A 13,990-nucleotide genomic window follows, 5' to 3' on the forward strand; every position below is an offset into this window, starting at 1 on the left:
CTTATAAAGGTCCCAGGACCACAGTGATCACCGTCAATACACAGACGTACAGGGCACAATCGAACAGGGCTTCATGCCAGATCCAGCGCCCCAATCCGGTGACTCGCACCAGCACTCGCAGCACGCCGGTGACCACCAGCGCCAGCACCACGTAAATCAGAAACGGGCTGAGCAGCACCCCGCCCAACGACCACTCACGCAGCCCCATGACTGTCCTCCTGCTGCCGGCACCAACTGCGCCAGCTGTTTTGCAATTGCAGCACCGCCCCCTTGGCCAGTTTCAACGCGTCACTGGGTGGCTGCTGGTCCAAAGCGTCGAGCAAGGCCGCACTGGGCGCCACCAGGGCTTCCTGGCGATGACCGGCCGGGCCCTGTTCAAGGATGCGTTGCAACTGCTCGAAATACTCGCGCTGCGCCGCACTCACCGGCACCTGGGCCACCGCCAGGCTCAGGCGCAGGTGCATCAGTTCATCGCCGACGTCCAGGCCCAACAGGCCATCGTCCCAGCGACTGCGGGCCTGCTCCGGCAGCTCCGGATAATGCCGGGCCAGTTGCAGCAGGCGATCGGCCATGCGCCCGCCGAACCAGCTTTCCGCGCCCCGCAGGTTGCGCCGGGTCAAACGCACCAGATCACTCAGGGTCGCCGCCAGCAGGCGCCGGCCATGCCAGGCCGGGTTACGCAGAATCAGCAGATGGAAGGCCAGTACCGCGGCGCCCACCCCCAGCACCATGGCCTGGGCATTATTGAAGAAGCTGGCGACATCGAAACTCATGCGGTTCATCGGCGAAATCAACACGATGAAATGCAGGCAGAACGAAGTGGCAGTGGCGCCTATCTGTGGCTTGGCCATGCCCAGGGCGCCGAAGAACAGCGGCACGCCCATGGCCATGGCCAACATCGCAAAACCGCTCCATTGAGGCAGGAGGATCTGCCCCACCAGGAACGCCGCCGGAATCGCCAGGAAGATTCCGCGCATGAAGCTCATGCCAATCTGCGCGCCGTTCTCACGGCTGGCGAACAGGCTGCAGACCACACACGTCAGGAGCATGGCCCCGGAGGCAGCAGGCCAGGCAGTGGCCAGCCAGAAGCTGGCTACCGTGAGGAACGCCAAGGCACTGCGGGCACCGAATACCAGGGCCAGCGACAGATCACGATGGGGAGTCAGGGTTGCCGGTTGCTCCACCGGCGCCCGCCCCTCCTGCACCGCGTCCAGGGCCTGGGTTGCCGCCAGGGCGGTATCCAGCAACAACGCAAAACGCGCCAGGCAAAAGCTCTGCGCCGGACTGATCTGAAGCTCATGGGACGCTTCCTGCAGGCGCGGACGCAGCGCTTGCAAACCAGCCTTGTCGGCCGCCGCCAGGGCTTCCTGAACCCGATCCAACCAGGGCTGCAGTTGCCGGGCTTCGTCGGCGTCCAGTTGTTTCCACTGGCGCCGCACCGAACGGGAGATCCGCAACAGCATCAGCAGCTTCTGGCTCAGGCCACTGATGGCCCGGGCCCGCTGGCGCCCCGATGGACCTTCGAACCAGGCGTGTTCGCGCTGGGAGTCCACGGCGACGATGCGCCCGAGAATTTCCAGCAGGCCCTTGCGCGCCAGGGCATCGCCGGCCAGGGTGGCGCGGGCCGCCTGCATGCCACTGTGCCAGGCGCTGCGGGCCTGATCCGCCAATTGCCGCTCTACCCGCATCGGCCAGATCAGGGCACTGCTGGCGGTGGCGCAAATGATCCCCAGGGAGATTTCCGTGCAACGGGCCACGGCCTGATCGAACACGGTCAACGGGTGACTGATGGCGGGCAAGGCGATGATCGCCACGGTGTAGCCCGCCAGCACGAAGGAATAGGACCAGGCACTGCGCAGCAGCGTGGAACTGGCGGTGCACAACCCCAGCCACAGGGCCAGGGCCAGCAGGAACAACCAGGGCGTCTGGGCGAACAGGCCCATGAACAGCACCGACATCAGCGTACCGACCAAGGTCCCCAGCAGCCGGGCCAGCCCCTTTTGCAGAACCATTCCGGACAACGGCTGAGCGACGATGAACGCGGTCATCAGGGCCCAGGCCGGCTGCTCCAGGCCCCAACGCAACGCCAGCCACAGCGCCAGGCCGCCACCCAGCAGCGTCTTGATCGCGAACTGCACCGCAGGAAGGCTGGGAGCAAGCAAGGCCTGCAAGGTAATGGGCACGAACAAGGACTCTTTGAAGGACTGAATAACCATAGTCGGGATCGCCACGAGTGGGCGCGAGCTAATTATTAGCTAGCTAACTAATTCCCGTCCAGCACTAAATCACAGGCATAAAAAAACGCCAGACTGGCTGGCGTTTTTGACAGGTTTTAACCGTTACGAACGGGCACGGGCCTGGTTGCGCAAGGCTTTGACCTGATCATGATTGCGTTGCACGCCGTGGTACTGGCGCTCTACCACATCACGAATACCCACCAGGTTGTGCTTGCTGATTTTATCCAGCGCCTCCTTGTAGGACTTCAAGGCATGGTCTTCGCCACGCTCGGCCTCGTTGAGCACCGATTCCTCATCCTTGCCGGTCACCAGTGACTTGAGGTCGACCCAACGACGGTGCAGATCGCCACTGACGCTGGTGGAGGTTTCCGGTTCGCCCCCCATGGAGCGCACCACGGACTGCAGTTCGGCGGCGGCGGTAGCGCAATCGGTGGAGCGCTTGATGAACAGCGCCTTGAGTTCTGGGTGCTTGATGTCTTCAGCACAGGTCTTGAACCCTTCCTGACCATCCTTGCTGGTCTCGATCAGGCTGTTGAGCACCGAAATTGCTTCTTTATTCAAGTCAGTCATTTTCTGGTTCCTTGCGGGTTGGGAGAGTTGAGTCAACTGCTGAGTTAACTACTGAATTAACCGTTGCACCCGCCATGCCAGACTTTGAATTTATATTTTTTGCTTAATTTTCAATAAGTTATCTTTTAACTAAAAATCTGTATCCGCGTTATTTGCATGATCTGTCATTTGGCCTGCATGCAGAATGCCTGTATTTTCCATGGCGTTCGAATCACACGAAAGTTGCGCCATGACCCCCGAGACACTTGAACTGCTGATCACCCGGGAAATGCCCTTCGGCAAGTACAAGGGCCGCATCCTGGCCGACCTGCCCGGCCCCTACCTGAATTGGTTCGCCCGCGAGGGCTTTCCCAAGGGCGAGCTCGGCGGCCTGCTGGCCCTGATGCAGGAGATCGATCACAACGGCCTGTCCGATCTGCTCGACCCGCTGCGCGCCAAACACGGCAAACCCAAGCCCCGTCACTGAAAAAGAGCCCACCATGCCAAGGACTGCAGCACCCCTTGCCCATGACGAAGACCATTGGCGTGCAATCGCCCGGCAGTTCGACATCGATCCTGGGCCGATCAATCTGGAGAACGGCTATTTCGGGCGCATGACGCGCAAGGTGGCCGAGGAGTACCAACACAATATCCAGTGGGTGAACCGCAGCAACTCGGTGCATGTGCGCCAGCGCTTCGAACAGATCGAGGCCCTGCAGATCCGTGGCCAGCTGGCAGCACTGCTGGAGGCCCCGGAGAATGCCGTGGCCCTGACTCGCTGTGCTTCCGACGCCCTGCAATCCTTGATCCGCAACTACAACCGCCTGCAACCCGGCGACCAGGTGCTGCTCAGCGACCTGGAGTACGACACGGTGAAAAGCGCGATGCGCTGGCTGGCCCGTCACCGGGGTGTGGAGGTGATAGAAATCGAGCACCAGCACCCTGCCAGTTTTGACAGCCTGGTCGACACCTATACAAGCGCGTTCGAGCGTTACCCGCGACTCAAGCTGATGCCCCTGACCTATGTCACCCATCGCAGCGGACTGGTCATGCCAGTCCAGGCCATTGCCGCCGCCGCCCGGGAACACCAAGTCGACATCATTCTCGACGGCGCCCACGCCCTGGGGCAGATCGAGTTCGACCTGCCCCAGCTGGGGATCGCCTTCGCTGGTTTCAACCTGCACAAATGGATCGGCGCGCCGCTGAGCCTGGGCTTTATCTACATCCACCCGGAACGCCTGGAGGATATCGACCCGGACATGGGCGAGTTCCACTTCCCCACCGACGACATCAGGGCCCGAACGCCCTACAGCACACCGAACATCCCGGCGCTGATGACTTTGCCCCTGGTGTTCGAGGAGCATCGAGCCATGGGCGGTTCGGCGGCCAAGGGCGCACGCCTGAACTACCTGCGCGCGACCTGGACCGAAGCCGTGCGCGAGACGCCAGGGATCGAAATCCTGACCCCGAAAGACCCGCGCCTGTGCTGCGCCATCAGCGCCCTGCGCTTTACCCGCCACGCCGACCAGCAAGCCCTGGTGGAGCGTCTGCTGCGCGACTACAACCTGTTCGCCGTAACCCGCACCGGCGCCGGTTTTGGCCCCTGCATCCGCATCACCCCGGGGCTGGTGACGCCTCTGGAGCACATCCAGTGCTTGATCAGGGCCCTTGGCGAATTGGCCAACCAGTGACGCCTCCCTCTCTTCAAGCGAGGGGCGAGGCTTTTTCTCCAGGCAAAAAAAAAACGGTGCACCGACCAAGCGCACCGTAAAGCCGTAGAACACACCAACGAATCAGGTAAAAATTTCAGTCCAGCAGAGACAGGGCCTCGGCCGTGCACTCTTGAATCCGCGCCCAGTCGCCGTTCTTGATCCACTCGGGATCGAGCATCCAGCTACCGCCCACGCACATCACATTCTTCAACGCCATGTAGCTCTTGATATTGGCCGGGCCAACGCCGCCAGTCGGGCAGAATTTCACCTCACCGAACGGACCGCCCAGGGCCTTGATCGCCGCCACGCCACCGCTGACTTCAGCCGGGAACAGCTTGAAGCGACGATAACCCAGGGCATAACCCTCCATGATCCCGGAAGCATTGCTGATTCCCGGCAACAGCGGGATCGGACTGGCGACACTGGCCTGCAACAAGTCACGGGTGATACCCGGGGTGACGATGAACTGCGAGCCTGCCGCTTCCGCCGCGGCGAGCATGTGCGGATCAAGCACAGTGCCGGCGCCGGTCACCAGTTCCGGGCGCTGCTCGCGCAGGATCTGGATGGCCTTGAGGCCGAACTGCGAACGCAGGGTCACTTCCAGGGCCGTCAGGCCACCTGCCGCCAGGGCGTCTGCCAGTGGCAGCACATCCTGCTCACGGGCGATGGTGATCACCGGCAGAATCCGCGCCTTGGCACAGAGGCTGTCGATCAGGGCAACTTTGTCCGCCATGGAAACGGTCGGGGGTAGGTTTGTCATAGCGGCTGATCCTTGGCTCATGGGCACCAGTAAATCTCTAACGGGGTTTGCAGGAAGGCGCGAATCGGCATTTCGGCAACAGCGTCACCGGCCAGTGCGGCACTCAGGGTGGTCAGCTTGGACTGACCGGAAATCGACAACAGCTGATGGCGGGCCGAGGCCAGTAAGGCCCGGCTCATGCTCAGGCGCTGATGGGGCACAGTCGGCGCCAGCATTGGCCAGCAGCGACGGCTGCCATCGACTCGAAGCGCCTCGGCCAGGTTCGGGCTGTTGGGGAACAGCGAGGCGGTATGACCGTCATCGCCCATGCCCAGCACCAGCACATCAATTCCCGGCAACTCAGCCAGAAGACGATCGGCCTGCTGGGCCGCTTCTTCCAGGTTGGCCGCCGCGCTATAGAGGCTGAGGAAGCTGGCCTTGGCCACCGGCCCCTGGAGCAGATAGCGCTTGAGCAGACCTGCATTGCTGTCGGCATGTTCCACCGGCACCCAACGCTCGTCCGCCAGGGTGATCAGCACCTTGGACCAATCCAGCTCCTGCTTCACCAGGGCCTGGAAAAACGCCACCGGGCTACGGCCACCGGATACCACCAGGGTCGCGTTGCCGCGGGCGGTAATGGCCTCGCGCAGCAGCTCGGCCACTCTCAGTGCCTGGCCTTCAGCCAACAAGGTAGGACTGCGGAATTCGTGGGCTGCTACCCCCGCCGGCAGTTGCAAATCAGATATCGCCATACCAAGACCTCCCGTCCCGCGTGATCAGTGCAATGGAGCTCATCGGCCCCCAGGACCCGGCCGCATACGGCTTGGGCGCATCACCGGATTTTTTCCACCCGGCGATCAACTGGTCACACCACTTCCACGCGGCTTCGATTTCATCTTTGCGGACAAACAGGTTCTGATTGCCGCGCATCACTTCCAGCAACAACCGCTCGTAGGCATCGGGAATCCGTGCACTGCGATAGGTATCGGAAAAATTCAGCTGCAACGGACCGCTGCGCAGCTGCATGCCCTTGTCCAGGCCTTGTTCCTTGGTCATCACCCGCAACGAGATGCCTTCATCCGGTTGCAGGCGAATGATCAGCTTGTTGCTGATCTGCAGGCGCTGCTCGGGGGCGAAGATATAGTGCGACGGCTCTTTGAAGTGGATGACGATCTGCGACAGTTTTTGCGGCATGCGCTTGCCGGTACGCAGGTAGAACGGCACCCCGGCCCAACGCCAGTTGCGGATGTCGGCACGCAGGGCAACGAAGGTTTCGGTGTCGCTCTGGGTGTTGGAGTTTTCTTCCTCCAGGTAACCCGGCACCGATTGGCCCTCGCTGTGACCGGCAATGTACTGGCCACGCACCACCTGGGTGGTCAGGCCTTCCGGGCTGATGGGCGCCAGGGCCTTGAGCACCTTGACCTTCTCGTCACGGATGCTGTCGGCGGACAGGTCGGCCGGTGGGTCCATGGCGATCAGGCACAGCAACTGCAGCAAGTGGTTCTGGATCATGTCCCGCAGCTGGCCAGCCTTGTCGAAATAGCCCCAGCGGCCTTCGATGCCAACCTTCTCGGCCACGGTGATTTCCACGTGGGAGATGTAGTTCTGGTTCCACTGGGTTTCGAACAGGCTGTTGGCAAAGCGCAAGGCGATCAGGTTCTGCACCGTCTCCTTGCCCAGGTAATGGTCGATCCGGTAGATGCGATTTTCCGGGAAGAACTGGGCCACCGCGTCGTTGACCTTGCGCGACGATTCCAGGTCCGAGCCAATGGGTTTTTCCAGGACCACGCGAGTGTGCTGGTTGAGTCCGACCCGAGACAGGTTCTCGCAAATCGCGCCATACACCGCCGCCGGTGTGGCGAAGTAGGCGATCAAGCGTTGTTCGCCGCCGGCGCGCTCAGCCAGTGCCACATAGTCCTCGGCCTTGAGGAAGTCCACATGCAGGTAGCTCAGGCGAGCGAGAAAAGTCTGCAGGACCTCACTGTCGATGTCCTTGTCGCCGACGTACTTGCGCAGCTCGGTTTCGATATTCGCCAGGTGATCTTGCTCGCTGCCCGGCTCACGGGCCAGGGCCAGAATCCGCGTGTCTTCATGCAACAGACCGGCGGCATCGAGTTGGTACAAGGCAGGAAACAGCTTACGCAGCGCCAGATCGCCCAGCGCGCCGAACAAGGCAAAGGTGCAGGGTTCAACCGTTATCGAAGGCATGATGTTTGTTCTTTTATCAAGTTAAGCTACAAATACCTTTTTTCAAGGCATCACTCAAGGAAAAATGTAGTAATAAACACAACATTTTTACAAAATACAGATTCCAGGTGGTGGTCGATCCAGGCCATCAGTAGGATAGGCCACCTCTCAACTTCGCATTGCGGGCGCTCTAGCGGCTCTGCTGCTGCGCCTGTCTAGCCGATCTAGGAAACCTGAATGGACCGAGTGCGAAATCTTCTGGAGCAGATCCAGAACCGCCTTGAAGAACTGAACAAGGCGGAACGTAAAGTCGCCGAAGTCATCCTGCTCAACCCACAGCAGGCGACTCGCTTCAGCATCGCTGCGCTGGCCCAGGCCGCTTCGGTCAGCGAACCGACGGTCAATCGCTTCTGCCGCTCGTTCGGTGTCAGCGGCTACCCGGAACTCAAGCTGCAACTGGCCCAGAGCCTGGCCAGCGGCGCCGCCTACGTCAGCCGCGCCGTAGAGGCCGACGACAACCCCGAGGCCTACACACAAAAGATCTTCGGCAGTGCCATCGCCTCCCTGGACAGTGCCTGCCAGGCCCTGGACCCGAACCTGATCAGCAAGGCCGTTGACCTGTTGATTCAGGCTCGGCAGATCCACTTCTTCGGCCTCGGTGCCTCGGCCCCGGTGGCCATGGATGCGCTGCACAAGTTTTTCCGCTTCAACCTGGCAGTGACGGCCCATGCCGATGTACTGATGCAGCGCATGATCGCCTCGGTGGCCCACACCGGCGAATTGTTCGTGATCATTTCCTACACCGGCCGGACCCGCGAACTGGTGGAAGTGGCACGCATTGCCCGGGAAAACGGCGCATCGGTGCTGGGACTGACCGCGGAAAACTCGCCACTGGCCAAGGCCAGTACCTTGAGCCTGAACATCCCACTGCCCGAAGACACCGACATCTACATGCCGATGACCTCGCGGATCATCCAGCTCACCGTGCTCGACGTGCTGGCCACCGGCATGACCCTGCGCCGTGGCGTGGACTTCCAGCCGCACCTGCGCAAGATCAAGGAAAGCCTCAACGCCAGCCGCTATCCGGTGGGCGACGAGTTCAACTGAGGCTGGCCGGTTCGCCGGCCTGCCGACTCCTACACCGCTGCCCGCGCCTGCAAGCTCAGGTGCGCCTGCTCCCCCGGCGCCAGGCACAGGCTGTCGGTGCCGCCGGCAGCCGCTTCGACGCAGACAAACCGCGACACCTCATTCCAGCTCACCCCCAGCAAGGGCCGGGTGCCGGGGTGCCAGACCACGGTGTCGGCATCGTCACCGGTATCGATACACAGCTCGCGCTGCCAGGCGTGGTCCTTGAGCTGCAATTCGCCTTCGTGCTGGAACACCCGCTGGCACCCGCCCTCGACCCGCAACTCGCCCTGCTGCTGACAGACCTGGCGGTTCAACTGGTCATAACCCTGGGCGCCATCAAGCCCGGACAGCGCTACCTCACCGACGTCACCAATACGCCAGTAGGCATGCAAAGCCTGGCTCAACTGACAAGGTTCACTGTCCTGGTGCTCGGTGCTCAGGCGCAGATCCATGCTTTGCCCCAGGTGTGCGTGCAGATCGACCTTCCAGTCGCACAACTGCAATTGCCAGTGCAGGCGCACGCCGTCCTCTTCGCTGCTGCTGTCCAGCAGTTTCCAGTCCAGCAGCCGCGCCCAACCGTGGGACGGCCAGGCATTTTCACTGGGATGGCGACCGTACCAGGGCCAGCACACAGGCACACCACCGCGGATCGCCCCCACTTGCGGCCACTTCGAGGCACACCACAGCCAGGGCTTCTGCCCGGCCGGCTGAAAGTGCAGCAGTTGGGCGCCCTGGCGACTGAACACCGCCTGGCACAGCGGGTGATCGATCACCAGCACATCGCGCATCTGATAGCGCTCCCAAGCGAACACCGGGCGTTCGCGCAGGGATTTGAAAAAGCGTTGTAGCGGATGCTCATGCATGGGCCGCGGTCCTGAAATTCACTGCTGTCTCGATACTCATCAGGGGGGACTTGCAATCCCCACAAAAAAAAGCGGACGGCCTGGGCCATCCGCAAAATGCGCACATGGAGGAGGAGCTTATCGCAACAGCTCTAGAACACCGACTGAATTTTCAGACCGGCCACCAACGCGTTATCCACTTCATCCACACCGCCCGGATGGGTGATGTATTGCAGGTTGGGGCGTACGGTCAGCCAGTTGGTGACGTGGAAACCGTAGTTGATCTCGTAGTTGTATTCCGTGTCGCGCAGCGGCATGTACAGCGGGTTGTCGTAGTTGCTGATGCCGTTGTCCTCGTTGATCAGCTGGGCGTTCTTGCGCACATCGTCGTTGACGTGGATCCGCGCAAAACCGATGCCCACGTCATCTTTCGGACGCGCATCGAACGGCCCCTTGTACACGAACATCAGCGACTGGTAGTTGTCGACGACGTTGGTGTCCTTGTCATGGAAGGTGGCGTTGGCGGCGATGTTCAAGCCACGGGAAGCGTCACCGTTGTGGGTGGTGAGTTGCTGTTGAGCGACGAACCAGTAGCCGTGCTTGCTGTTGTGCACGCGATAGGCGTCGCCCGTGTCCGCGGCGTCCTGGCCGTTGGCGTCCTTGCGCACATCATTGGCGTCGGCCGTGCTCTTGTAGTAACCCACGCGGTACTCGCCCGGCAGGCTATTGAGCTTGGGCGACCAGACCAGTTCCACCGGCAATACCGTGCCCTTGGTGCCGCTGCCGCTGAGCTTGAAGCCGTTGCCGTGCTCCAGCTGTGACGGGTTCTGGTTGTAAGCGCCGATCTGCGCATACAGCTCGGGGGTGATGTGGTATTTGACCCGCAGCGCCGCCTGGCTGACCGGCCAGTTGTACCAGATACCGGTGGCCCAGTTGCCCACCTGGGAGCCGCAGAAGGCCAGGTTCTGGAACTCGCAGGGGAAGGTGTTGAAGTCTTCGCCTTCGCCGAAGTAACCGGCCTTGACGTCCAGCTTGCCGTCGAGGAACTGGTGCTGAATCCACAGCTGGGTCAGACGCACCATATGGCCACGACCGTACACCTCCTGGGAAGAACTCAGGGTGCCGGCACGCGGGTCGCCGATGCGATCGTTGGAAATGTTCTGGCCGTTACGGTTGGTCAGCTGAATCTTGGCCTGGGTATTGTCCCAGCCCAGCAGCTTCTGCAGATCCAAGGCCACGCCGAGACCGAACTGATCGCTGTAGCGCCCGGTCTTGTCGTCGTTGTAGCCGCCGTGCAGGTTGGCGCCCATTTCACCGACGTAGTCGGCCTTGATGTCGATCCCCTGCTCGATCAGCTTGGTACGCTCACCACCCCAGTCGCCGGTCATCCACTTGGAGTCGGCGCTGAACGCCTCGTCCGCCATGGCATTGGCGGACAGGACCAATGCCGCAGCCGCTGACAACTGGCAAAGCAGCCGGGTATTGCTGTGTTGCTTTTTCATCCCTACATCCTCGTCTTTATTGTTATTAACGATTTATCCAACGCGGTTTACAGCGGGTGCGACGGATGACAGGCCATCCGCCACGGATTCATCGCCCCTTGAACTGCGCCACGTTGCCGCTACGGGGCTCGGACACAGGCGCGCCGGCCGCTCCCAGGCGCTCGCCGCTCTGGGCATCGAACAGCAGCACTCGGGCCGGATCGAACTGCAAGGTCAGGGTTTCTCCTGCCTCGGGCGCCTGATCCGGCGCCAGGCGGCAGCAGACCTTGGTGCCATTGAGGGTGACAAACACCAGGGTGTCGGGACCGGTGGGCTCGACCACCTGGACCTCGGCGCGCAAGGTCGGCAAGCCATTGGCTTCGGTGGCGGCCAGGGCAATCTGCTCCGGACGAATGCCGAGGATCACCTCACGGTCTTCGAGCCCCGCGTCCTGCATGCCCAGAGGCAGCTCGCAACGGGCCTGGCCACTGTCCAGTAGCGCCAGCAGGCGGCCGTCCTTGCGTTGCAGGCGCAGAGGGATGAAGTTCATCGGCGGCGATCCGATAAAACTCGCCACGAACAGGTTGGCCGGGTCGTTGTAGATCTGCTTCGGGGTGCCGAACTGCTGGATGATCCCGTCCTTCATCACCGCGACCTTGTCGCCCAGGGTCATGGCTTCGATCTGGTCGTGGGTGACGTAGACCGTGGTGGTCTTGAGGCGCTGGTGCATCAGTTTCATTTCGGTGCGCATCTCGACCCGCAGCTTGGCGTCGAGGTTGGACAGCGGTTCGTCGAACAGGTAGATCTTCGGCCGCCGCGCCAGCGCCCGGCCCATGGCCACCCGCTGCTGCTGACCGCCGGAGAGCTGGCCCGGCTTGCGGGTCAGCAGGTGCTCGATCTGCAGCAGCTTGGCCACCCGTGCCACTTCCGCGTCGATCTCGGCAGTGGGCATCTTGCGGATCTTCAGGCCGAAGGCGATGTTGTCGCGCACGCTCATGGTCGGGTACAGCGCGTAGGACTGGAACACCATGGCGATGTCACGATCCTTGGGGCTCATGCCGCTGATGTCGGCATCATCCACCAGGATCGCCCCGCCGCTGATGTTCTCAAGGCCTGCGATGCAGTTCATCAGGGTGGATTTGCCGCAGCCGGACGGGCCGACGAGGATCAGGAACTCACCGTCGTCGATCTTCAGTTCGATGTTCTTCAGGGTGTCCGGCAGGCCGGCACCGTAGGTCTTGTTGACGTTGCGTAATTCGAGAGTGGCCATGCTTTACCCCTTGACTGCGCCGGACGTCAGCCCGCGCAGGAAATACTTGCCGGCGAAGATGTAGACCAGCAGTGTCGGCAGCCCGGCGATCATCGCCGCCGCCATATCAACGTTGTATTCCTTGGCCCCGGTGCTGGTGTTGACCAGATTGTTCAGGGCCACGGTGATCGGTTGCGCATCGCCGCTGGCAAACACCACGCCGAACAGGAAATCGTTCCAGATCTGGGTGAACTGCCAGATCAGGCAGACCATGATGATCGGCACCGACATCGGCAAAAGGATCTTGCCGAAGATGGTGAAGAACCCGGCGCCATCCAGGCGCGCGGCCTTGACCAGGGCATCGGGGATGCTCACGTAGTAGTTGCGGAAAAACAGCGTGGTGAAGGCCAGGCCGTAGACCACGTGCACCAGCACCAGGCCGGTGGTGGTGTTGGCCAGGCCGAACTTGCCAAGGGTGAACGAGGCCGGCAGCAGCACGGTCTGGAATGGCAGGAAGCAGCCGAACAGCAGCAGGCCGAAGAACAGCTGGGAGCCGCGAAAGCGCCACATCGACAGCACGTAGCCGTTCATTGCACCGATGAAGGTGGAGATCAGTACCGCCGGCACGGTGATCTTCACCGAGTTCCAGAAGTAGCCGCCCACAGCGTCCCAGGCTTTGATCCAGCCGATGCCGTCCACCACCTGGGGCCAGCTCAGCAGGTTGCCGGTGCGGATGTCTTCCGGGGTCTTGAAGCTGGTCAGCAGCATCACCACCAAGGGAATCAGATACACCGCCGCCGCCAGCAGCAAGGTGGCGTAGATGGCGATCCGACTGAAGTTCAGGGTCGGCTTGGCGAGGGAGTTAGTCATGGCGCTTGCCTCGCAGTTCGGAGTACAGGTACGGCACCAGGATGGTCAGCACGGCACCGAGCATCAGCATGGCGCTGGCCGAGCCGATGCCCATCTGGCCACGGCTGAAGGTGAAGGAGTACATGAACATCGCCGGCAGGTCGGAGGAGTAGCCCGGGCCGCCCGCGGTCATCGCCGCCACCAGGTCGAAGCTCTTGATGGCGATATGGGCGAGGATCATGAAGGCACTGAAGAACACCGGCCGCAGGCTCGGCAGCACGATCCGCAGGTAGATGGTCGGCAGGCTCGCGCCGTCCACCTGGGCGGCGCGGATGATCGACTGGTCAACACCGCGCAGACCGGCGAGGAACATCGCCATGACAAAGCCCGAGGCCTGCCATACGGCGGCGATCACCAGGCAGTAGACCACCCGGTCCTGATCCACCAGCCAGTCCAGGCGAAAGCCTTCCCAGCCCCAGTCACGGAGCATCTTGTCCAGGCCCAGGCCCGGGTTGAGCAGCCACTTCCAGGCAGTACCGGTGACGATCATCGACAGTGCCATGGGGTACAGGTACACGGTGCGGATGAAGCCTTCCTTGCGGATGCGCTGGTCCAGCAGCACCGCCAGGAACACCCCCAGCACCAGGCTGATGGCAATGAACATGCCGCCGAAGAGCGCGAGGTTCTTGCTCGCCACCCACCAGCGGTCGTTGTCCATCAAGCGCAGGTATTGCTGCAGGCCGACCCACTTGTAGCTCGGCATGAAGCTGGAATTGGTAAAGGACAGAATGAACGTCCAGATGATGTAGCCATAAAACCCCACGAGCACGATCACCATGCTCGGCGCCAGCACCAGCTTGGGTAGCCAGCGCTGCAGTGCGTCCAGGGGTGAGGCCTTGCTGAAAACCGCCACAGAGCTCATCGCAAAAACCCAGTTATTGAAGTGAATCCGGGATGCACGCCGCCGCTGCATGGGCGTAAGCCCTGCAGGGCGGCAACACAGTCACAGGTCAGCCG

General features: G+C 61.9%; 14 protein-coding genes. 3 read left to right on the forward strand and 11 right to left on the reverse strand.

What is annotated here, in order from left to right; translation table 11 throughout:
• Window position 1: 1 nt before the first annotated feature.
• The 3 genes from LOY69_RS22735 to LOY69_RS22745 form a co-directional block, all read right to left on the reverse strand.
• Window positions 2-208: a DUF1656 domain-containing protein gene (locus tag LOY69_RS22735; RefSeq protein WP_102860611.1), complete on the reverse strand. Its 207-nt coding sequence runs from the start codon at window positions 206-208 to the stop codon at window positions 2-4.
• Window positions 195-2,183, reverse strand: a complete 1,989-nt coding sequence (locus LOY69_RS22740) for an FUSC family protein (RefSeq protein ID WP_265073622.1) — start codon at window positions 2,181-2,183, stop codon at window positions 195-197. Before LOY69_RS22740 ends, LOY69_RS22735 begins: the two co-directional genes overlap by 14 nt.
• Window positions 2,184-2,339: 156 nt before the next feature.
• Window positions 2,340-2,807 (reverse strand): ferritin-like domain-containing protein, encoded by a 468-nt coding sequence (locus LOY69_RS22745; protein WP_102860610.1) that lies wholly within the window; start codon window positions 2,805-2,807, stop codon window positions 2,340-2,342.
• Between the two features lie 229 nt (window positions 2,808-3,036).
• On the opposite strand from LOY69_RS22745, the gene LOY69_RS22750 reads away from it, so the two are divergent.
• Window positions 3,037-3,273, forward strand: coding sequence for a DUF3820 family protein (locus tag LOY69_RS22750; RefSeq protein ID WP_025126856.1), 237 nt, complete (start codon window positions 3,037-3,039; stop codon window positions 3,271-3,273).
• Between the two features lie 13 nt (window positions 3,274-3,286).
• On the forward strand, window positions 3,287-4,477 hold the full coding sequence (locus tag LOY69_RS22755; RefSeq protein ID WP_123394103.1) for an aminotransferase class V-fold PLP-dependent enzyme: 1,191 nt from the start codon (window positions 3,287-3,289) through the stop codon (window positions 4,475-4,477).
• A gap of 115 nt (window positions 4,478-4,592) precedes the next feature.
• On the opposite strand, the gene LOY69_RS22760 is transcribed toward LOY69_RS22755, so the two are convergent.
• Genes LOY69_RS22760 through zwf form a run of 3 tightly spaced genes read right to left on the reverse strand, consistent with a single transcriptional unit; the run spans window position 4,593 to window position 7,445 of the window.
• Window positions 4,593-5,258: a bifunctional 4-hydroxy-2-oxoglutarate aldolase/2-dehydro-3-deoxy-phosphogluconate aldolase gene (locus LOY69_RS22760; RefSeq protein WP_102880651.1), complete on the reverse strand. Its 666-nt coding sequence runs from the start codon at window positions 5,256-5,258 to the stop codon at window positions 4,593-4,595.
• Window positions 5,259-5,275: 17 nt separating this feature from the next.
• Window positions 5,276-5,989 carry a 6-phosphogluconolactonase gene (pgl, locus tag LOY69_RS22765; RefSeq protein ID WP_102880652.1) on the reverse strand — a complete coding sequence of 238 codons (714 nt, stop codon included), beginning with the start codon at window positions 5,987-5,989 and terminating at the stop codon, window positions 5,276-5,278.
• Window positions 5,976-7,445, reverse strand: coding sequence for a glucose-6-phosphate dehydrogenase (gene zwf, locus LOY69_RS22770; RefSeq protein ID WP_213665846.1), 1,470 nt, complete (start codon window positions 7,443-7,445; stop codon window positions 5,976-5,978). Before zwf ends, pgl begins: the two co-directional genes overlap by 14 nt.
• A gap of 225 nt (window positions 7,446-7,670) precedes the next feature.
• Between zwf and LOY69_RS22775 the strand changes: the two genes are divergently transcribed.
• Complete coding sequence (locus tag LOY69_RS22775) at window positions 7,671-8,531, forward strand: MurR/RpiR family transcriptional regulator (RefSeq protein ID WP_170001736.1); 861 nt, start codon at window positions 7,671-7,673, stop codon at window positions 8,529-8,531.
• A gap of 29 nt (window positions 8,532-8,560) precedes the next feature.
• Here LOY69_RS22775 and LOY69_RS22780 read toward each other — a convergent pair whose 3' ends face one another.
• From LOY69_RS22780 to LOY69_RS22800, 5 genes are all read right to left on the reverse strand, one after another.
• Window positions 8,561-9,415 carry a D-hexose-6-phosphate mutarotase gene (locus tag LOY69_RS22780; protein ID WP_110594833.1) on the reverse strand — a complete coding sequence of 285 codons (855 nt, stop codon included), beginning with the start codon at window positions 9,413-9,415 and terminating at the stop codon, window positions 8,561-8,563.
• Window positions 9,416-9,546: 131 nt separating this feature from the next.
• A complete protein-coding gene (locus LOY69_RS22785) occupies window positions 9,547-10,896 on the reverse strand; it encodes a carbohydrate porin (RefSeq protein ID WP_110594835.1) in 1,350 nt (449 codons plus the stop codon).
• A gap of 88 nt (window positions 10,897-10,984) precedes the next feature.
• The gene (locus LOY69_RS22790) at window positions 10,985-12,145 is read right to left on the reverse strand and encodes an ABC transporter ATP-binding protein (RefSeq protein WP_110594837.1); all 1,161 of its coding nucleotides are present in this window, start codon (window positions 12,143-12,145) and stop codon (window positions 10,985-10,987) included.
• A gap of 3 nt (window positions 12,146-12,148) precedes the next feature.
• Entirely contained in the window at window positions 12,149-12,994 is an 846-nt protein-coding gene (locus LOY69_RS22795; RefSeq protein ID WP_102880657.1) for a carbohydrate ABC transporter permease, read from the reverse strand.
• Window positions 12,987-13,895, reverse strand: coding sequence for a carbohydrate ABC transporter permease (locus tag LOY69_RS22800; protein ID WP_102860601.1), 909 nt, complete (start codon window positions 13,893-13,895; stop codon window positions 12,987-12,989). The genes LOY69_RS22795 and LOY69_RS22800 overlap by 8 nt, the downstream gene beginning before the upstream one ends.
• Window positions 13,896-13,990 lie beyond the last annotated feature (95 nt).

Origin of the sequence: Pseudomonas sp. B21-059, from assembly GCF_026016285.1 — a bacterium.
Classification (GTDB): Bacteria; Pseudomonadota; Gammaproteobacteria; order Pseudomonadales; family Pseudomonadaceae; genus Aquipseudomonas; species Aquipseudomonas danubii.

Coding starts and splice junctions, on each gene's coding strand:
- LOY69_RS22735 (WP_102860611.1), bottom strand. CDS start 208: ATGGGGCTGCGTGAGTGGTCGTTGGGCGGGGTGCTGCTCAGCCCGTTT.
- LOY69_RS22745 (WP_102860610.1), bottom strand. CDS start 2,807: ATGACTGACTTGAATAAAGAAGCAATTTCGGTGCTCAACAGCCTGATC.
- LOY69_RS22750 (WP_025126856.1), top strand. CDS start 3,037: ATGACCCCCGAGACACTTGAACTGCTGATCACCCGGGAAATGCCCTTC.
- LOY69_RS22755 (WP_123394103.1), top strand. CDS start 3,287: ATGCCAAGGACTGCAGCACCCCTTGCCCATGACGAAGACCATTGGCGT.
- LOY69_RS22760 (WP_102880651.1), bottom strand. CDS start 5,258: ATGACAAACCTACCCCCGACCGTTTCCATGGCGGACAAAGTTGCCCTG.
- pgl (WP_102880652.1), bottom strand. CDS start 5,989: ATGGCGATATCTGATTTGCAACTGCCGGCGGGGGTAGCAGCCCACGAA.
- zwf (WP_213665846.1), bottom strand. CDS start 7,445: ATGCCTTCGATAACGGTTGAACCCTGCACCTTTGCCTTGTTCGGCGCG.
- LOY69_RS22780 (WP_110594833.1), bottom strand. CDS start 9,415: ATGCATGAGCATCCGCTACAACGCTTTTTCAAATCCCTGCGCGAACGC.
- LOY69_RS22785 (WP_110594835.1), bottom strand. CDS start 10,896: ATGAAAAAGCAACACAGCAATACCCGGCTGCTTTGCCAGTTGTCAGCG.
- LOY69_RS22790 (WP_110594837.1), bottom strand. CDS start 12,145: ATGGCCACTCTCGAATTACGCAACGTCAACAAGACCTACGGTGCCGGC.
- LOY69_RS22795 (WP_102880657.1), bottom strand. CDS start 12,994: ATGACTAACTCCCTCGCCAAGCCGACCCTGAACTTCAGTCGGATCGCC.
- LOY69_RS22800 (WP_102860601.1), bottom strand. CDS start 13,895: ATGAGCTCTGTGGCGGTTTTCAGCAAGGCCTCACCCCTGGACGCACTG.